The sequence below is a fragment of the Saccharicrinis sp. 156 genome, assembly GCF_050589685.1.
GTDB lineage: Bacteria > Bacteroidota > Bacteroidia > Bacteroidales > Marinilabiliaceae > Saccharicrinis.
In genome coordinates, this window is the sequence record NZ_JBNGOS010000019.1 from 1 (window position 1) to 21,746 (window position 21,746).

A 21,746-nucleotide genomic window follows, 5' to 3' on the forward strand; every position below is an offset into this window, starting at 1 on the left:
AGCTGTAAATCCCCAACAGTAAACAAATATCGTACATCTCCGATAAAAATCTATGACCTACTTGGTAGTGGGGATACACTTAAATAACCTTTTCTATTATAAAAAATATTGTTCTCTATCTTTCTATCACCTGAAAATCCAATTAATTATCCAATTACTAGTGCTTCCGTTAAAATATGTTTACGCAAGTTCTATTGCAAATAAGCTTGAACTCCTGTATGAGATAAGTATGTAATTATATGTTATTTGATGCTTAATTAAGGTGTCATATTATAATGAGACTCTTTTAAATGTGATTTATGATTCATATAATCAGCTATATAGGGTTTGTGTTCTTTTGTAATGATATTGATTCTTCGCTTTAAGGTTTCCGATAAAATGATACGCTATAGCTTTGTGTCAACTTCGTTTTAAATCATGATTTAGTCCCTTTTGGGTATTCGAAAAGTTTACAATAATTAAGAAAATGGCTTGTTTTGCTAACATGAATTTTCAGAGTTAGAGTTGTGATTGTTCAGCTGGAATTACAACTCATCATTTAAAAGTTAATTAAAAATAAGTTCTATGAAAAGAAGACAATGTTACTCACGGTACAATGATTTCAGCTTGTTGAGTAAGTCTGTTAAGATTAAATCTTTTCTTCTTTTGTGTATACTATTGTTACAGGTTTCTAATACAATAGTATCTGCACAAAATAGTATTCAAGAAAAGATTACAATAACAGGAGTAGTTAGTGATGAATTTGGAGAAGCAATTCCTGGAGTTACTATATTATTAAAAGGTACCAGTTCGGGAATTATCACCGATTTAGACGGCAGATACAATTTTAAAGCACCCATGGATGCTACTTTGGTATTTTCTTTTGTAGGTATGAAAACCCGGGAAATACAAGTAAAAGGAAAAACTACTATTGATGTTGTTTTAAAAACAGATGCCATTGGTTTGGATGAAGTTGTAGCCGTTGGTTATGGAGTTCAGAAGAAAGAAACTTTAACAGGATCTATTGAAACTGTAAGAGCCGAAGTTTTCGAAGATCAAGCGGTATCCAGTCCCGCATTGGCACTTCAAGGTCAAACTCCAGGTTTGGTTGTAACAAGAAGTTCCTCACAACCTGGTGATGAAGGGATTGATTTTCAGATTAGAGGAGCTACCTCTGTGAATGGAGGCGAGCCATTGATTGTAATTGATGGTATTCCTGCAATAAATACAGATGCTTTTTATAGTATGAATAGTGATGATATAGAGGCCATTAGTATTCTTAAAGATGGAGCAGCTGCGATATATGGTTCTAGGGCTGCTAACGGAGTTATTTTGGTAACCACAAAAGGCGGTAACAAAGGAGGGGATGTACAGGTTAATTACAGTAGTTCTGTTCGTGTATCAACCCTCGGAATTAGTCCTGTTTCACCTACTATGCAGAATTACGGAACCGTTTGGTTAGAAGGGATAGAGCAGGATCGTTTGGCTGGTGATGTAGGTTATACGTGGAAGTGGACTGAAGAAAACCTAAGAAATATGCAAAGTGGGTACGAAGGTATTTATACTACTAGTACCTGGGGAGATGTTTATTTGGCTAATCACGTTAATTACGATGAGTTATATGGTAGTTCTGTCTCAGACCAACATAATCTAAGTATTTCAACTTCAAGTGAAAAATCAACAACTCGTGTTTCATTAAAGTATGCTCACGACAGAGGTAGTTTACAGCCTGCTTATGATGGAAAAGCGACTTATAATGCACGTATCAATAATGTACTCGATCTAAACGATTGGTTTCAAATAAGGAGTGGAGTTTCTTATTTAAGGTATAAAATATTAAGACCTCAAGGAGGTTACAATGAATTGAATACAACTACGCAGGATCCCTCATTTTTTCCAGCAGTAAACCCTTACGGTCAATGGAATGCTAATTTTGGTTACAAAGGAGGTGGAATAAATGCATTAGCAGAAACTGTTGATGGTGGTAAGGAAACTCAAATTAGAAACCAAGTTAAATTAAATATCGAAGCTAAAGCTAAAATAAACAGGGATTTAAGCTTTAAGCTTACAGGTTCTTTAACGAGCGATTTTTATGAATATCAAAAATACACTCTAAATGTTCCTACTTATGGCTGGTTTGGTACAGAAGCGACTAGTTCAATTAGTCCAACATCAAGTATAGAGGAAAGTCAAAAGACAAGAAACTACCAAAACTATGGAGCCTATTTTGATTACAAGAAGTCGTTAGGAGATCACAATTTCGCAGCCATGGTAGGTGCTAACGGAGAGCTGTTTGACTACAATGAACTTATCGGCAAAAGAATTGGATTTGAAGATTATGGCGTATATAATATCAAATTAGGTTCTGAAGAAGGTGATGTAAGCAATAATGGCAACGCTGGTAATTATGGATATTTTGGATTTGTAGGTAGATTGAACTATAACTATAAAAACAAATACCTGATTGAAGTAAGTGGCCGTAGAGATGGGTCTTCAAAGTTTGACGAAGGTTACAAGTTTAAGAATTATTTTGGAGGTTCTATGGGATGGATATTAACAGAGGAGGACTTCTTACAAAACAACCCTGTTTTGTCATTCTTTAAACTTCGTGCGAGTTATGGAGAAATGGGTAATAATACTGGTATTGGAGAACATGATTATGTTTCGACAATAAGCTATAACACGGCGGTTTTTGGTACCACAAATGCAGGGCAACAAACAACATCTAAAGTTAGCTCAATTACGACTAATGAAAGGACTTGGGAAAAAGTATCAATAGCTACGATAGGTACCGATTTTAGATTATTTGATAATATGATGTTCGGATCGTTCGATTATTTCTTCAAGAAAAACGATGGAATGTTAATTTCAATTGAGAAACCAGCTATTTTAGGTGGTTCTGCTCCTAAATCGAATTATGGTGTCCTTGAAACAGAAGGATGGGAAGCATCATTAGGTATTAGAAAGCGTGTTTCAAAGGATTTTACTATCAGTCTTTCAATGAATATGAGTGATAGTAGAAACAAACTTGTTGAAATGGAAGGCGTAAGTGCGGTAAATGCTGGTTTAAACTCTAAAGTAGAAGGATATGCTCTAAACTCTTATTTTGTTTATGGTACTGATGGTTATTTTGCTGACCAAGGTGAGGTTGATAACTATTACTCATTGTATTATGGTAATGGAGGTGAAGTACCAAGTCCTTATTCTACTTCAACTACTTTACGCCCAGGAGATACCAGAAAATTGGATTTAGACGGAAGCGGCACTATTGAAGGAAGTGGGAATATTGATGAGGATGGTAAGTTAACAGGTGACCTCAAGCATGTTGGAGATAATGCAGCTCATTATACCTATGGAATTAATTTGGGGGCTGAGTATAAAAACTTCGATTTAACAGGATTCTTCCAAGGGGTATTAAACCAAAACGTTATTCGTACAGGCTATATGGCTTACCCAATGGTTCGTACATGGACGAATCAAACTTCATCTTACATTGGTAAAACCTGGACAGAAGAAAACACAGGTGCCGCTTATCCAAGAATGACCAGTTACTATAAAAGAGCAGGATGGAACTGGGCAAATAACGACTTTATGGTTCAAAACAGCCGTTACCTCAGGTTAAAGTCTCTAGTGGTAGGTTATACCTTAAAAAACGTAAAAATCAGTAAGCATAATATAGATAAGTTACGTGTTTATTTCTCTGGCAACGACTTGTTTGAATTTACCAGCATAAAAGATGGTTATGATCCAGAATATGGAGACAGTTCTAAAAAGGCATATCCTTTAGTAAGGTCGTGGTCGTTTGGACTTAACTTAACATTATAATATTAGAAGTATGAATAAGATTGGAATTTATATAATATCAATTACTTTATTACTATTCACTGCATGTGATAAGTTTATCGAGCTGGATCCTTTAGACGAAATTACAGAGGCAGCTTATTATAACACACCGGAACATTTCAGAACAGGTTCAAACCTTTTTTATAAATCGATGGTGGGAATGAGAAGAATGGATGCTGTACATACTACCGATTATGGTAGCGATTTGATTGCCTATAATGCCGATTCGAGAGAGTATGGTAGAGGTGTTGTAACAGTGCCACTTACTGACGATACGTGGTGGGATGACAGTTATACTGCCATCAGAAATATAAATATTCTATTACAAAAAGCTGAGGAGTATGAGGGGGATAAAACCGAAATTGCCCAATATGTGGCAACGGCTTATTTCTTTAGGGCATACCAAAACTTTATATTGCTGCAACGTTATGGAGGTGTTCCTATAATTACAACAGTAGTAGATGTAGATTCTGAAGAGCTGGAAGGTCAAAGAAATAGTAGATACGAAGTAGTGTATCAAATTTTAAGCGATTTAGATATGGCCACCACAGACTTATTGCCTGAGCAAAGTATAGCTGTTGCAGATAAAGGAAAAATTAGCAAGTGGGCAGCCGAGGCTTTAAAAGCTAAAGTGTTATTGTATGAAGCAACATGGGAAAAATATGTTGGTACAACTACTGATGGAGATGGTGAAACCAGTGGAGCTGGTTCAGTAATTCCAGAAGGTTATCCATCAGTTGATGAAATGCTTGCGGAAGCCATTTCTTTATCAATAGATGTTATTGATAACGGAGGGTACGAGTTATGGAACCATAACGAAGAGCTAGATAACCTAAGTATGCTTTACTTATTTAATTTAGAGGATGAAGGCTCAAACCCAGCAGGTTTAACAAAAGAATCTAACAACGAATTTATTCTGTATACCAAATATGATTTTGTGTATTACCAGGGAAATACAAATATCAGTCATGGTGTTAGAAATAGGTTGTCACCAAGTAGGAAGTTTTTAGATATGTTTTTATGCACCGATGGACTACCTGCAAACCAGTCTGATTTATTTCAAGGATATGCAACTATTTCCAGTCAGTATCAAAACCGTGATTATCGTTTAACTTCATATTTCTGTGATTTTGATACTTGGGACACTCCTGCAGATAATCAGAACCCAGTTGAAATTAATGCACGTAAGTTTCATTCTTATCCAGGTTACAGGGATGATAAAACAGAGTCCTTTGATTTTCCTCAAATTAGGTTAGCTGAAGTTTATCTGACTTTTGCAGAGGCAACATATGAGTTAAACGGTTCCATTACCAATGCAGAGCTGGATTATTCAATTAACAAAGTTCGTGCACGTTCTGGTGTTGCAGGTGTTTCCAATGAAAAAGCAGCTGCCTATAATTTAGATTTAAAAGAGGAAATCCGCAGAGAACGTACCGTTGAGCTTTTTGCTGAAACAAACAGGTATTACGATTTAAAACGTTGGGGAATAGCCGAGCAAGAACTAAATGCAGACATTTTTAGCCATGTTGTTGAAGGAACTATTCTGGAAACAGATCCTAGTGTTTATAATTCGGGAGACTATCCATATGGGCAGCAGGTTACTACAACAGCCGACGGTGAACTGTCGACACTTTTAGTTGATCCGGCAAGCAATCGCCATTTTGAAAGAAAGCATTACTTAATGCCTATCCCATCATCTCAAATTAATTTAAGTGCTAAGTTATTGCAAAACCCTGGCTATTAATTAAAAGTCGAAATGATTATGAAGAATAAATATATATATATCACTTTGATTGTGATAGCAATAGTAAATTCAGTTTTAATGTCTTCTTGCGAAATGGAAGAAGATTTTGAAAAAGATGTGCCAACAACACCTGAGATTATGGTAACGGGTTTCTCTCCTAAAGAAGGATATGCGGGTTCAACCGTTACTATTACAGGAAGTGAGTTTGGTGAATATTCTCAAGCAGCTAAGATTTATTTTAATGGAGTTTTGGCAGAAGATATTACGAGTTATACCAATAGTGAAATTCAGGTCGTGGTTCCTGGTGATGCTGTTACAGGTAAATTACTTGTAAATGTATGGACACATAATGTTGAGACAAGCGAAGATTTTGAAGTTCTACCAGGGATGGAGATTGATGGAATCTCACCTAATAAAGCGGCAGCTGGTGAGGAGGTAATCATAACTGGTCAAAACTTTGGATCTGATATAAACGATGTGACCGTTTATTTTCAAGAAGGTGTTGAAGCAGAGATTATATCTATCAATGATAATAAGATAATTGTTAAGGTTCCTATAGGTGGTGAATCAGGGGTAATAACTATTGCAAAAGGAATACAGGAACTTAACGGACCTGAATTTTTCTATCCTGTTATTGTACAACATTACTTCGATACAGATGGAGATTCTGAAGGTTGGTATATCAATAATTATGGTTATGGAGCTACCTACAATGTAAGTGGAGGTTCGTTTAATGTAGACTATGATATGAGTCAGGCAACTTATAATCGTGCCAATCTTATATACGATAACCTGCAGGTTGATCCAGGTGAATATCCAATTCTGGCTATCAGATGGACGAATGCACCAACCCGTACTTTCCAGTTGCACTGTAATTTAGGTACACACAATAACGATAAATCAGGGGGTAACCATGATGGTGTGTTAGATGGTAATGTATACTACTACGATTTAACCAAAGGTTTTAATGGAACCAACTTCCTTTCGTTAACAGAGCCTACAACATTGGATTATCTACAATGGAAAGTTACCGAAAATGTTTCTACTGGTCTTCCAGGATATTCAGTAGACTGGATTCTAAACTTTAAATCGGTTGAGGAACTGGAAGAATACTTGGCTAATAACTAATAAAATGCATTTCCTGATTAGATGTTAATTACTTCTAATCAGGAACCATTAATAATCACTAAAAAATCTTATTATGAAAAATTTTACCATCTGTTTTAAAACAATATTGCTGTTTGCCTTTTGTTTGGCAACGTTTAACTTATCTGCCCAATCAGGAGATTTTGAGTTTCTTTTTGATACCGATGAAGATAAAGAAGGATGGGTTACGTTTAATGGAGGAGCCATATCAGTTGCTTCTGGTTCTCTAACTTATACTTATGGAATTTCTACTGATGGTTTTCAACTTAATCCACCAAGCGAAGATATTTATGTTGAAAAAGCTAATTACCCTTATTTAGCCATGCAGTTATCGCATCAACCAGCCATAAGAACGTATATGTATTGTAAAGTAAATGGTGTTGGAGCTTGGTATGGAAACAAAGTTAATGCTATTGATGATGCTGTTGTAAATGCAGCCAATGTATTTTATTATGATCTAAGTGGCGACAATTTCCCAGATGTTGCTTTAGCAGATGGGAAAATAGATCGTTTGATATTTAATTTGGAAGATGGAACACATACTACAGTAGATGTAGATTGGATTAAAACATTTGCCTCGGTAGAAGCGATTAAGACCTATGCAAATATACAATCAACTGATCTGGGGGATGATGTAAATCAACAACAAACTAAAGTTATTTCTGGAAGAAATAAAATTTACATACAACAATGTGAGTTAAACGCTAAAGTTGAAGTGTTTGATATCTCAGGAAGGTTTGTACATAGCTCAGTGGCTACAACAAATGAATTGTCAATTGCTTCAGATAAAGGAATTTTTATTGTAAAAGTAAGTGGTGATTCAACAATTACCCAAAAAGTTGTGGTGTTTTAATCAACACTTTAATTACCTAATGGTCAATTATGAAGAATCTATTTAGCTATAAATTGCGTGTGTTAACTCTATTGTTCATCGTTTTGCAGGTAAGGATGTTTATTTCTGCACAAGAAAGTGCATTAAGTTACGAGTTTAACACTAACAATAAGTCAGAAGGATGGAGTATTCACCATTATGGATATGGTGCTACAGCACAAGTTAGCGGAGGGTCTTTTAATGTTAGTTATAACTTAAGCCAAGAAACTTATAATAGAGCTAACCTTATTATTAATGACTTAACTGTATACCCTGCTTCTTATCCAATATTGGCCATTAAGTGGATTAATGCTCCTGTTCATACGTTTCAATTACATTGTAATTTAGGAACCTATAAAAACGACGCTACAGGGGCAAACCACGACGGAGTATTAGCAGATAATGTTTATTATTACGACTTAAGAAATTCGTTTGGTTCTTCTGAAAATAACTTGTCGTTAACAGAGCCAACTATTTTAAATTATTTGCAGTGGAAAGTTACAGAGAATATTATTGAGGGAACTGCGGGATATTCTATTGAGTGGATAAAGACATTTACCAGTATAGAGGCACTGGAAGAAGCTTTACTTGCAATGGATGTGGATGATCAAAATCTAGATGCGGATTATAGTATACTATCAGGGGAAAATGAGATAACAATTACAGGTAACGGAAAGAATTCTTCTGCAACAATATATAATATGGCAGGGAAGGTAGTTGGCTCTGCAATAACCATAGATGACAGAATGACTTTTAAATGTAAACCAGGTATTTATATTTTGAAGGTTGCAGGGATATCGGTAACTACTAAAAAGGTTATTGTGTATTAAGTAAGATGAAAAGTTTATACAGATAAAGTCTATGCTATCATAGGCACAAAAATTAAGGTTTTAATATACGACATATGAAATTGAATAAGGGAGTGGTAATTTTCGTTTTAATAATTGCCATGTTAGGGTGTAAAAATACTCAGGTGAAGAATCGTAGTTTTGATGCTAAAAAGCTATTAAAGCACAGTGTGTTAAAAGTAAAAGAAGCAGCTGATTACTTAACGGCGACAGATAGTTTTCCTCGTCATATCCCAGAGGGAGAATTAAAATGGGAATGTGTTGGAGTGCGAGATTGGTGCAGTGGTTTTTGGCCTGGGGTATTATGGTATGCCTATGAATTTTCAGGAGATGAAGAAATAAAAGAACAAGCACAACAATTTACTGCTCCTTTAAAAGAAATAGCTTATACACCTGCCCTGGATCATGATATCGGTTTTCAAATGTTCCCGAGTTATGGAAATGCTTATCGTTTAACAGGAAATGATCAGTATAAAGAAATACTTCTCTCGGCAGCTGATACGCTAGCTACGTTATACAACCCCATTGTTGGATCGATTCATTCCTGGCCAATGAAACCTCAATATCCGCACAATACCATTATCGACAATATGATGAATCTGGAACTGTTGTTTTGGGCGGCTAAGAATGGTGGAGGTAAACATCTAAGGGATATCGCAGAAAATCATGCCGAGGTGACCATGAAAAACATTGTTCGACCTGATTATTCCGCTTACCACCTGGCCTCATTTGACGATAAAACTGGAGCTTTTATTGAAGGAAAAGCTCACCAAGGTTATGCCGATAATTCGATGTGGGCACGTGGACAAACCTGGGGTATTTATGGTTTTGCCATTGCATATAGAGAAACAGGAAGGAAAGACTTTTTAGAAACTTCCATGAAAATGGCTGATAAATTCATAGAGCGTCTTCCTGAAGATGGTATCCCGTTTTGGGACTTTGATGATCCAGCTATACCAAACACACCTAAAGATGCTTCTGCAGCTGCAGTTGCTGCTTGTGGAATGTTTGAGTTATACGAGCTTTTAAATGATCAAGCGAGTAAACAAAAATATTATGATGAAGCGGTAGAGCTACTTAAGCGACTTTCAACAGATGATTATTTAAGTGCGGATGCCAATGTGGCCATTCTTGAGCATTCAGTTGGTCATATGCCTAAAAAGTGGGAAATAGATGTGCCGATTATTTATGCCGATTATTATTATTTAGAGGCACTATTGAGACTTAAGAAATTGCAAGATAAAGTATAGTGTTTATCCGTGTTAAGAAGTTGTAATTCAATTAATAAACTAAACAGTTATGGTGAGAAATGTAATTTGGCTTTTGTTCATATCAATTTTTATCTTGTCGTGTGGAGATGATAATGATGATACAATAAAAGAGATAGAAGAGGAAAAAGAAATTGAGGAGACAGATGTAATAAACATTAGTTCATTGCAAGAATTAATTTCTTATGCAGCAATTGATTCTGTTGAGATAAAAATGGAGCCAGGCACTTATAATATTGATGATATTTCAACATCAAAAGAGCTTGATTTAGATTCTTATTCAGGTAGTTCTGTAACAGGAGTGTATTCAATAGTAACATTGTTGCACTTTTCTGGAAGTCACAGTATTTACGACCTTTCAGGTGTTGAAATAGTTATAGATACAGAAATATATGATGATTTACCTGAGAAAAAGATATTTGATGTTCTTATTTCAGGTAGTGATAATAACATAAAAGGGTTGAAGGTAACCAACTCAGGAAACAACGTTCCCAAAGTATCGGCTATCGCAATGGTAGTACTTGGAAACCAAAATACACTGGAGGAAGTAGATTTGTTTGTATCTGGTTCGTCTCCATATGGCTATGGTTTCTTACTGGGTAAAGACACAAGCTACTCTATCGTATCTAAACTACAAAAGCATTCATCTTTGCTGATAAGCGGTACGGGAACTAATTTGTTAAAGTGCGAAGTGATTACACGTGCATTCGGTCATGGAATAGTAATGCAGGGCGCTGTTGATACTTTTATAGAAGAGTGTTATGTGGAAGGGGCAGTTCGCACAACAGACGAAATGCTTGCAGAAACTTCGGGGTTGGCTTACGAAAATAACTTTAGGTCGGTTTACCCTCCTGGAAGTATTGTTAGTGGTCAAATGATTGCACTTTCCGAAGATGGCATTAGAACGTATTCAAGTGGAAACCTTGTACCTACCAAAACAAATAATGTGACAGTTATTAATTGTACAGTTAAAAACATGCGAGGAGGGTACGACTTGGTGGCATGTAGCGGAGATAGAATTATTAACGGATGTACAGCTATTGGCTGTCAAACCCAAGGTTTCTCTGGAGGTTCCGGAATTGCTATTCAAAATAGTAAGGGAGATGCCATGTATGGCCCCTTACTTAGCTTTTGGTATACAAGTAGCAAAAACTGTAGTGTAGCTCTTCAACTTCTCGACACCAAAAGTGATTATATGCCTTCGCGCTTAGCAGAAATTAATGGTACTGGACATACTATTAACATTAGTAATGCCGAAGGAAATGCACTCGATTCAGAAATTCCAATTGTTTTTGGAGAATCATTTTGGGCAGATGTAAGAGAATTCAGAAATCCGGATGAGAACCCCGATGATATGGCTGGAGCTTGGAGTGTTAACCTAACAAGCTCTATTAATATGCCTTTGCATTTAAATAAGCTGACAGAGTTAAATTACATAACAACAAATAATAATAATGTAACAGACGAAGGAACAAATAATACAATTGTTGTTCAATAATTCTGAGTTTTTGAATTAATCAATGCTGGCATTATAAAATAAAGGACTGTAATGCCGGCACTTTTTTTACGTGGTATTAAAGTATTAAATTTCAAAGCTTCCTTTCTAAACAATTTAAATCGTATTACAATCATGTATAATATCTTTTTGCCTTTAATTATAGCAGTGGGATTTTGGGGATGTTCTTTCCATAATTCCTCGGATAATAATAAAAAGCAATGCGATCTCAACAATGGAGGCATTGTTAATGTTGCCTCGCTGCAAGAACTGGCATCTTATGCATCCAAGAGCAATGTTAATATAAAAATGTTACCTGGTGAATATACCTTAAATGATACTTTGTTAAGCCAAAGTTTAATCATTAAAAAGTATAAAGATGGAAAAATTGGTTCCGATTATCCTATTGCTACATTGATTCATTTCTCAGGTAATAATAGTTACTATGAGCTAAGCGGAGTAACGATAAAGATAGATTCAAAACTTCATCAAAAATTTGGAAACAGTCATTTGTTTGAAATTTTTGTTAGTGGCGATAACAATACCATTAATGGATTAAAAGTTAAAGATATAGGAGATGATGCTCCAACTAAGGGAGCTATCATGATGCATGTAATGGGAGATGATAATACGATCTCTAATACCGAATTGTTTATTAATGGTTCCTATCCATATGGTTATGGTCATTTATTAGGTAAAGGTGGAAAAACCATTGTTAATCATAAAAAGCACTCTTCTTTACTTGTGTCAGGGATAAACACTAAACTTCTTTCCTGTAAAGTGGTTACCCACGCATTCGGGCATGGAATTGTGATGCAGGGTGCACAAAATACCTTGATAAAAGATTGTTACGTTGAAGGTGAAATGCGTTCAACAGATGATATGTTAGCCGAAACATCAGGTCCCGCTTATAGTGTTGGGTTTAAGAGTGACTACCCTCCAGGAGAAATAATGCCTAACGAGATGAAATCCCTTGCAGAAGATGGTGTAAGAACTTATCCCTACGGTTACCTGGTAGGCAGGAAAACAAAAGGTGTTACTGTGATCAACACTACGGTAAAGAATATGCGTTCGGGGTTTGATTTAGGAGCCAACCAACCTCCTACAAAAATAATTGATTGTACAGCAATTGGATGTCAGGAAAAAGGGTATGCTGTTATAAAAGATGCAATTATTAAAAATTGCAAAGGCGATGCTAAATATGGTCCATTACTGACCTTTCAGGGAAACAGAGCAGAAAATTGCGAGGTGGAGCTGGAGCTGATAAATACGGAAAGTAAATACCCAATTAACCGTATTGCGGAAATTAACGGAAAAGGACATATGATTACGCTTAAAAACCATAAAGAATTAAAGAGAACAACAGGTATACCTATCGTGTTCGGAGCGTCTTTTTGGTCCGATGTTCACAGGTATAGAAAACCGGATAATGACCCTTCAGAATTTTCCGGAGCTTACGATATTACTTTAATCAATGAAACAGGAATGCCTGTGGTTTTTGAAGAATTGTCTTCAGGCTGTAATGTAGTTTCAAATGGTAAATTATTAAAGGACAATGGTGAGAATAATCAACTTACATATAGCCAAATAGTTGATAAGTAATCTTACGGTAACTAAAAGGAAATAAAAAGTTTATAAAATGAAGATCCTAATTGGTGTATTTATATTAATGATATCTGTATTTACGGTACACGCAAGGAATAATTTAAGCGATACCGTTTTTATTCAGTCATTGGAAGAATTGGCTAACTATGCTGTCAAGAGTAATGTGTTGGTAAAAATGAAGCCAGGGGAGTATACCCTTTGCTCGACAAAAATTAGTCAGCATAGTACATTCAAACAGTACAAAAAAGGTCTGGATTCTACAGATTTTGTTATTGCCTCTTTGATACATTTTTCAGGAAATAATAGCAGCTATTACCTGTCAGGAGTAACTATTAGTATTGATACCAAGTTTCATAAAAAGTTTGGTAATAAGGCTAAAAGGATAGAATTTGCAGAGGTGTTGGTAAGTGGCAGCCATAATTACATAGAAGGTCTCAAGGCAAGAGATTTGGGGGATGATGTGCCTGCTCATCGTGTGCAGATGCTCCGTATAAATGGAGATAATAACATAATTTCAAAAGCCGATTTGTTTGTTCATGGTTCAACACCTTATGGTTATGGTCATTTGCTGGGAAAGGGAAGGAACGCTCTTGTACCTCTGCATAAACATTCTGTCTTACTGGTTGAAGGGATGAATACCAAGCTATTGAAGTGTAAGGTTGTTACCCATGCCTATGGTCATGGTATTTTTATGCAGGGAGCGGTTAATACGCTTCTTAAGGATTGTTATGTAGAAGGAAAAATGCGACCGACCAATGAGATGCTTGCCGAGACTTCCGGATTGGCTTTTGATGTTGATTTTAAAAGTGACTATCCTCCAGGAAAGATTATGCCCGATGAAATGAAAGCACTGTCGGAAGATGGAATTAGAACTTATCCCAAAGGGGGATTACATGAACGGAGAACCCAAGGAGTAACAGTTATAAATTGTACGGTGAAGAATATGCGTTCGGGCTTTGATTTAAGTGCCAATTTGCCTCCAACTAAGGTTGTTGGTTCTACTGTAATAGGATGTCAGGAGAAAGGTTTTTCCATCGGAACCAATGGGGTAATTGAGAATTGCAAAGGCGATGCTATGTATGGTCCTCTCATTACTTTTATTACAAAGGATATCAAAAATTGTAAGGTAGATTTGGAATTAGTAGATACTGTTAGCCAATTCCAAGTTCATCGCTTGGCAGAAATAAATGGCTCAGGACATCAAATTAGTATCCGTAACCATAAGGGAAGAATTAGGAAGGTTAAAGTTCCAATCGTTTTTGGGGAATCGTTTTGGGCAGATGTTCATCAATATCGAAAGCCAGGTTCACCATTAGGAACCTATGCAGGAGCCAATAATATTACTTTAGTAAACAAAACAGAGATGCCAGTCATTTTTAATGAGTTGACTTCCAATTGTAAAGTTGTATCTGATGATAATTTGTTAACTGATCAAGGTGAGATAACTATTGTCAATAAAGGTGTTGGCGGTAACTCAACTCTTGATTTACTAAAAAGGTTAGATAAAGATGTACTTAAAGAAAACCCCGATTTGGTGATTCTGATGGTGGGAGCTAACGATATGCTCAATTCCAGAAAAATGCTTTCCTACGCCCAGTATTCAGAAAACCTGGAAAAAATAGTAAGAACCGTAAAAGAAAGCGGTTCGCAGGTATTAATGATGAGTTCTCCTCCTGTAGATAGCGCATACTTGTTTCAGCGTCATGATAGAACAAAGTACAAACAAGCTCCCAATGAAATAATGGATTCGGTGAGCCATATAGTTAAGGGAATAGCTTTTAAAAACAAGGTTTTATTTGTCAATCTTTTCGAAGAATTTATGGCATTGAGCGTTCCAGTGTACAACCAGGACTTGTTTATACGAAACATAAAAAATAGCAACAAGGCGGATGGCGTTCATCCTACTTCCCTTGGGTACCATTTTATTGCCAACGTAATATATCAATATTTAAAAGAAAATAAATTACTAAAAAACTATAAAAAGATTATCTGCTTTGGCGATTCAATTACAAATGGAGCAGGAGCCAAAGGTAGCGGGACTGTAAAGGGTGAGAATTACCCATCGTATTTAAACAAATTGATTAATAATTATTAAAATGAATAAAAAATACATATTTCTATTATTCCTTTTTTTTACGGGATTTACTCATCTGGCAGCCCAGGAAAACAATATTGCCACAGGTAATTTTTCAGTGTTAAACTGGATAATTCTTGCTGTGTTTTTGATTGGAACAACCGTCTTTGGGGAGTTGGTAAAGGGGAAAGATAAAGGATTGGATGGCTTTTTTAAAGGGGGAAACAACCTGCCTTGGTGGGCTGTTTCGTTAGCTTTGATAGCCACCACTACCAGCGTGTCAACTTTTATTGCAGTTCCTGCATTTGTATTTTCTCCGGATGGAGATTTGACCTACTTGCAAATGACATTTGGCTTTGCTCTGGGTAGTATCCTTATGATTTTTGTATTGCTCAAAGAGTATTATCAAGAGGGAATATATAGCCCATATGATTTTATTCAAAACAGATTAGGGGTTAAAACCAGTCAATTGTCACGAACCTTCTTTATGGGGGGGGCAACCTTGAGTCAGGCGGTGCGCCTATTAGGTACTGCTCTTGTATTGAGTGTTATTACAGGACAAAGCACAATCGTGTGTATTTTCATCATCACAGTTTTTGCAGTTGTATGGTCGTATATTGGGGGTATTACAACAGTGGTGTGGACGGCTGCAGTACAATTTGCCATATTTATATTTGGAGCCCTTTTTGCTTTGTTTTTTGCTATTGGAGATATCCCTGGAGGATTAAGTGAAATGTTGACTATTGCAGATACAAAAGCAAAACTAGTGTTGATAGACTTATCGCTTGATCCGCACAAAACATATACTCTTTGGGTAGGAATCTTGGGATGTACATTCTTTCAATTTGGTGCCAACGCTGTGGATCAGGTGGTAACCCAATGCGCTTTGAGTTGTAAAAGCCTGAAAGAAGCACGTAAAGCGGTAGGGTTCTCTGCATTGGGACTGATTATTACTTGGGTAATGGCCATTGTGGGGATTGCACTGGTTGCATTTTACGATATCAATCCACTTTCACAAAATGTTGCCAGCTCTATTGCTACCGAACCAGATCGTATTTTTCCTTATTATGTGGTGAACCAGCTTCCTGATGGGGTGTCAGGAGTTATCATCGCAGCTATGTTTGCCGCTGGTATATCTACTTTAACATCAGCTTTAGCAGCATTGTCACAAACAAGTGTTATGGGTGTTGGTGGTTTTATTTTTCCAAAGTTAAAAACGATGCCAGAACAGAAAGTAGTGAATATTTCAAAATATACAATTGTAGTATGGGGGGCTATATTGGGGCTATTGGCATATATGTTTAGTTTTTCTCAAGGTGGGGGTCTGTTGGCCTTGGGGTTCAAAGTCCCAGGATACGTTTATGGAACCTTAGTGGGTATTGCTTTCCTGGCCTTGATGAGGAAAGGTTCATTCCCTGCTATCTTAATAGGTTCGTTATTGGCCGTTGCTGCTATTGCCTGGATGCACAATGAAGGAATAAGTTTCTTTTGGTGGTTTCCTGTAGGTGCTATTGTTGTTATGGCAACAGCCATATTGCATGAATTTGTGTTTAAAAAGAAAGAAATATAGAATCAGATAGATATGAGACAGTTAAAGTCAAAACAGATAAGTAGTTACGATATTGTTATAATAGGGGGGGGAGTATCAGGGAGTCACGCAGCCATTGGAGCAGGACGAACTGGTGCTAAAGTATTATTGATAGAACAGTTTGGTTTTTTAGGAGGATCGCTAACTGCTATGGGTGTTGGGCCAATGATGACCTTTCACAACAGGGCAGGTAAGCAGTTAATATTCGGAACACCTAATGAAATGGTAGATAGATTGGTAAAGCTAGGTGCCAGTCCCGGACATATATTAGATGGAACCGGTTATTGCTCTACAGTAACGCCTTTTGATGCTGAAATGTTAAAAGTAGTACTTGAAGATATGGTACTTGAAGCTGGGGTTGATATTCTATACCATACCAGATTAATTGATGTTGAAATGGAGAACAATAAAATTGAGTCGGTTTATATTCATAACCGTGGAGGAATACAACAGGTAAAAGCAAAACAGTTTATTGATGCAAGTGGAGACAGTGAACTTGTAAAGCTTTCAGGTGTACCATTTACTTTGGGTAGAGACGAGGATAGTAAATCACAGCCACTTACTATGAATGTAAAGATTGGAAATATAAATACGGAAGCCTTAAAAAGATATATGCAGGAAAACTGGGAGCAGTTTGATGATGAAATTAGAACTGAAGACAAAGAAAAAGTGTTGAATCGGGTTTCACGTATTTCGCTTTGGGGGTTTTATGATTTATGGCAAAAAGCCAAAGATAATGGAGAAGTTAGCATCCCACGTGATAACGTATTGTTTTTTGAAACCAATACCGAAGGTGAGTTTATCTTCAATACTTCACGTATTCTAGGTATGGATCCTACCAATCCTTTTGATATAAGTAGAGCTGAAACTATTGGGCGTAAGCAATGTTTAGAAATATTCCAGTTCTTGCGCAAATATGCACCAGGTTTCGAGAATTGTACTTTAGAAAGCACTGCCCCTCATATCGGGATTCGTGAGTCCCGACACCCGCAAGCTAAATATGTGTTGACTTCTGATGATTTGGTTAACGAACGAAAGTTTGAGAAAGCCATTGCTATTGGAGGATACCCGATAGATATCCATTCGCCAGATGGACAGACAACTGACTCGGTTCATCTTAGGGATGAAGGTGTTTATTATATTCCAGTAGATTCTTTATTGGTTAATGAAGCAAGTAATTTAATCCTTGCGGGACGTGCTATTGGTGCCGACCATCATGCCAGCGCTGCTATTCGGGTAACACCTATTGCCATGTCTATCGGTCAGGGGGCTGGAGTGTTAGCTGGTTTGTCAGTAACTAACAAATGTTTGCCAGGTAATGTTGAATATAGTTTGTTAAAACCTACCCTAAAAGAACAAGATGTATATTTAGGGGAATAGTATTTTAGCGCAGGTTCATTTGAAATAACCTAATGGAACTATCATATTTTACAATAGAATGAAAAAGCTTTTATTATCTATATATACACTATTAATGATTACGTTTATTTGTAAGGGCGAATCCTTTGGTAGTGGTACAGAAACATACTCAACAGTTCAATCAGCAGACAAACCAATAGTATATTCAACTGCTTATTATCCTTCTTCAAACGATGCATTAGGAATACAAAATGCTATTGATGCGGCAAACACTAATGGAGGAGGAACGATTTACCTTTCTTCAATTACTTATAATATTGACACTCCTATTCATTTAAAAAGTAATGTTAGAATAAGTGGTAAGGGTATAGGACAAACAATTCTAAAACGTTCATCTGCTTTCACAACATCAACAGGTTATTTTATAGGTGCTGATAATGCATCTCTTACAGATGTTGAAATACGAGAATTAAGTATTGAAGGAGGTTATACTGCAAATGAGCTTATTAATGATTTACCTGATGTAATTGGATTAGGGGTTTGGTCAGATACGGAATATTATAACCAAAGGATAAGAACCTGGGAAGTTGAGATTAGTGGTTTTACGATGGGTATTCATATAAAAGGCACTACTCATATTCGTTTGGAATATTCTAATATACACGATAACGGAGGACACTATTTATACCACAATATTTACTTTCGAAGAGCGGGACAAGCCTTAATTTACAATTGTAAAATTTATAATGCAATTGAAGGTAGCGGATTAAAGTTAGCTGGAGGAACAACAACAGTGACCAACGAATCCAGATATTTTACCATTAAAGACAATGAGATATTCGACAATGAAAGAATTAACCTGAATATACAGGGCTGTCACCATATTCTTATTTCTGGTAATGATTTAATCGGGCAAAAATCTACAACCAGCAAAATGGCCGGATTGTACATGGTTGAATATAACGGTTACGAGTGTCGTTATACGGATATAATCAATAATAAAGTGATTGATAATACTAACAATGGTATGTATATAAACGCTTGCAGAACTTTTAATGTGGAAGGCAATAAATGTGTAGATAATGGAACCAATTATAATGTATTAAATTGCTCTGATTTTGAATGTGATTATAATGAAGATAATTAATAACCTTAGACAATAATTGATGATCTTATGAATTATCTCAGGGTGTTCCATTTGCTTTAAATTAATCATGTGTTTTGTTTGTTATCAACAGGGTGATTCTGTAGAAGATGTTAGAAAAGATTAGATTTATACCGATTCGCAAAATTCATATATTAGAGCAGGTTACATTGATTCCTTCGAGAATAGTTTAGCAAAGTTGTCTTTTGAAAATAATAGTGTTTCAGAATATCCATTGGCTTTAATTTCTCATCAAACCAGCCATTTTCTATCACTAAATAATTCCATCCCAATAAACCTCTGAAAATTCTCGCCAAACCCGGGTTTAATGAAACATTAGAAAACAGTATTGTTTCTTCAATAGATGAAAATGGTTTAAGAACGCTTTTAACTTATCTTAAAATTAACAAATTTGAACAACCACTTTATGTCTGAATGACATTATGGGGATTTTTTTATTGTGGATGCTCTGAATTATTTGTCCTTACAAGTATTATGCATGATATATATAAATAAATGCACGATAATAAAAGTGCACCAACTGTATTTTCATTAACTTACATGGTCAAATTTAAAAAACTTTTAATACAGAATTGTCCATGAAGATTAAGACGGGAAAAGAGTTAAAGATGCCGCTAATTTTGATATTGCTCTTTGCTATATGTGTTAATGCCATATCTGCATTTATAAAATTCGAACGATTCTCCAACAAAGAAGGATTTAATCAGAATACAATTAATGCCATTGAAGAAGATAAGTATGGTTTTTTATGGTTTGGGACACCCAATGGTTTAATCCGTTATGACGGTTACGATTTTAAAAGCTATAAGTATAGTCCTTCTGCAGAACAATCTATCTCTCATAATTATATCACAAGCATACACACCGACAGTATGGGTATATTATGGGTCGGTACACGGGATGGAGTTAATGTCTATATTCCATGGCTAGAGAAGTTTGTGAGTGTGCCTATAGATAAAAGTATTAGAGTGAGCCATATAAATAGCGATTCGAAAGGAAGGGTTTGGGTTTGTGGTAGAAATGAGGTTTTTGTATGTAAAGCAGCCAAAGTAAATGGTAGTATTTCCTTTAGTGTATCGAGTAATCTAATTACATCGGATGGCAAGATTTCAGATATTAACGAAATTTATTTCGACGAAAGGTCACAAATGTTTTTGTCTGCTTACAGTGGACTTTGGCGTGTAGATTATTCTACGGAGGGAGAAGATAGCCTGCCAAGCATTAAAAAGATGATATCAATAGACTCTTTTTCGAATCAGTACATTAATACAATTAGAGAAATTAATGGAATTTACTGGGTAGGGACGGATGAGGGATTGTACAAAAGCAGTATGGAAGGGGATAGAATGCACATCATCCGTAAATTTAAATTTCTAAATGAAGAGGATGAATTCAATGAAAACCTGTCAATCTCCAATGTATTTGAAGATCATTCTGGTGACATATGGGTTTGTACGCTAAATAAAGGATTGTTAAGATATGTTCCAGAAAAAGAGAGTTTTGTAAAATTTAGTTTTGATGCAAAAAATGAAGAGAGTTTAAGCAACAATCGCATAAATTGTATTCTGCAAGATCAGTATAATGTACTTTGGATTGGAACTGCTCAAGGAGGAATAAGTAAGTTGGATCTGATGCAGAAAGCATTTATGGGTTATAGGCATAACCCCTACGACAAATTTTCTATTTCAGGAAATTTAGTTACATCTATACTCGAAGATAGTAGAGGATTTCTTTGGGTGTCAGCATATGGTAGGGGCATTAGCCGAAGCCAGGAACCTGTAAATGACGAGAATATAAGTAATCTAAAATTTGAAAATTTAAAAGCAAGGATTCATCTTCCGTCAAAGGAAATTATTCTTTCTATTTACGAAGACCGCAAAGGGTATATTTGGATAGGTACAAATCAGGAATTAGTAGTATATAACCCATTTGTGGATTCATTTAAAAAAGTAATACTTGAAAAAGACAAAAAAAGAGTCAACCTGTATCAAATACGGGTTATTCATCAAATTGATGAAAATCAAATACTGATTGGAGGAAATCGCAGTGTATTAGTTTCAAACCCATGGGAGAAAATAAAACAGGATGTGAGATTAACTGCGGAAGAGATTGGGTTTAAGAACTATGGGATTATGCAATGCTTTCTTATCGATAATAGAGGGAATTATTGGTTTGGTACTACCACTGGTGTATATCAGGGAATTCATAAAGATGGTAGATTATTGGTTAGTAAGCTCTCTGTAAATCAGAAACAGGGTACGACTTTGGTGAATAATAACATATTTTCACTTATGGAGGATGAATTGGGTAATATATGGGTGGGAACCTTTGGTAAAGGTTTGCGGAAGATTTATATAGATGAATATGGAGAATCTTATCTAATGGATCAGTTTACAGAAAATGACCTATTGCCAGATGATGCTGTTTATGGTATCCTTCAGGAAGATAAAAATCATTTGTGGTTAAGTACCGATATGGGTCTTGGCAGGATCAATACAAACAAAAAAAAATCAATAGTGTACGATGTTAGAGATGGATTGGCTCACAATAACTTCAGACAAGCCTCCTACTTTAAAAGTAAGTTAGGATATTTCTACTTCGGAGGTTTAAATGGTCTGACCGTTTTTAAGCCAAGTGAAATAAAACAGAATGAAATATTGCCTCAAGTGCTTATCACTGCTTTGTCTGTTAACAATAAGGAGATTAAAGCTGGTGAGAATACAAAAGGTTATTTAAGTTAAAATCTTTTCATATTGTAGTA

13 protein-coding genes are annotated in these 21,746 nt (G+C 35.9%); all 13 read left to right on the plus strand.

All coding sequences use genetic code 11. The annotated features are described in order from the left end of the window. Positions 1-564 precede the first annotated feature (564 nt). The 13 genes from ACRD64_RS13070 (at position 565) to ACRD64_RS13130 (ending at position 21,726) form a co-directional block, all read left to right on the plus strand. Positions 565-3,804: a SusC/RagA family TonB-linked outer membrane protein gene (locus ACRD64_RS13070; protein ID WP_430933827.1), complete on the plus strand. Its 3,240-nt coding sequence runs from the start codon at positions 565-567 to the stop codon at positions 3,802-3,804. Positions 3,805-3,814: 10 nt separating this feature from the next. Then, complete coding sequence (locus tag ACRD64_RS13075) at positions 3,815-5,566, plus strand: RagB/SusD family nutrient uptake outer membrane protein (RefSeq protein ID WP_430933828.1); 1,752 nt, start codon at positions 3,815-3,817, stop codon at positions 5,564-5,566. Between the two features lie 18 nt (positions 5,567-5,584). Then, on the plus strand, positions 5,585-6,694 hold the full coding sequence (locus tag ACRD64_RS13080) for an IPT/TIG domain-containing protein (RefSeq protein WP_430933829.1): 1,110 nt from the start codon (positions 5,585-5,587) through the stop codon (positions 6,692-6,694). Positions 6,695-6,767: 73 nt separating this feature from the next. After that, positions 6,768-7,565: a DUF6383 domain-containing protein gene (locus tag ACRD64_RS13085; RefSeq protein ID WP_430933830.1), complete on the plus strand. Its 798-nt coding sequence runs from the start codon at positions 6,768-6,770 to the stop codon at positions 7,563-7,565. 29 nt (positions 7,566-7,594) lie between these two features. Then, entirely contained in the window at positions 7,595-8,413 is an 819-nt protein-coding gene (locus ACRD64_RS13090; RefSeq protein ID WP_430933831.1) for a DUF4979 domain-containing protein, read from the plus strand. Between the two features lie 74 nt (positions 8,414-8,487). Then, positions 8,488-9,681 carry a glycoside hydrolase family 88 protein gene (locus tag ACRD64_RS13095; RefSeq protein ID WP_430933832.1) on the plus strand — a complete coding sequence of 398 codons (1,194 nt, stop codon included), beginning with the start codon at positions 8,488-8,490 and terminating at the stop codon, positions 9,679-9,681. 49 nt (positions 9,682-9,730) lie between these two features. Then, positions 9,731-11,197, plus strand: coding sequence for a hypothetical protein (locus ACRD64_RS13100; RefSeq protein WP_430933833.1), 1,467 nt, complete (start codon positions 9,731-9,733; stop codon positions 11,195-11,197). A gap of 132 nt (positions 11,198-11,329) precedes the next feature. Beyond that, positions 11,330-12,796, plus strand: coding sequence for a hypothetical protein (locus ACRD64_RS13105; RefSeq protein WP_430933834.1), 1,467 nt, complete (start codon positions 11,330-11,332; stop codon positions 12,794-12,796). Positions 12,797-12,833: 37 nt separating this feature from the next. Next, positions 12,834-14,894 carry an SGNH/GDSL hydrolase family protein gene (locus ACRD64_RS13110; RefSeq protein ID WP_430933835.1) on the plus strand — a complete coding sequence of 687 codons (2,061 nt, stop codon included), beginning with the start codon at positions 12,834-12,836 and terminating at the stop codon, positions 14,892-14,894. Position 14,895: 1 nt separating this feature from the next. After that, a complete protein-coding gene (locus tag ACRD64_RS13115) occupies positions 14,896-16,443 on the plus strand; it encodes a sodium:solute symporter family transporter (RefSeq protein WP_430933836.1) in 1,548 nt (515 codons plus the stop codon). Positions 16,444-16,455: 12 nt separating this feature from the next. Beyond that, complete coding sequence (locus ACRD64_RS13120) at positions 16,456-17,841, plus strand: FAD-dependent oxidoreductase (protein ID WP_430933837.1); 1,386 nt, start codon at positions 16,456-16,458, stop codon at positions 17,839-17,841. 58 nt (positions 17,842-17,899) lie between these two features. Then, a complete protein-coding gene (locus ACRD64_RS13125; protein WP_430933838.1) occupies positions 17,900-18,967 on the plus strand; it encodes a right-handed parallel beta-helix repeat-containing protein in 1,068 nt (355 codons plus the stop codon). 596 nt (positions 18,968-19,563) lie between these two features. Then, on the plus strand, positions 19,564-21,726 hold the full coding sequence (locus ACRD64_RS13130; RefSeq protein WP_430933839.1) for a ligand-binding sensor domain-containing protein: 2,163 nt from the start codon (positions 19,564-19,566) through the stop codon (positions 21,724-21,726). Positions 21,727-21,746 lie beyond the last annotated feature (20 nt).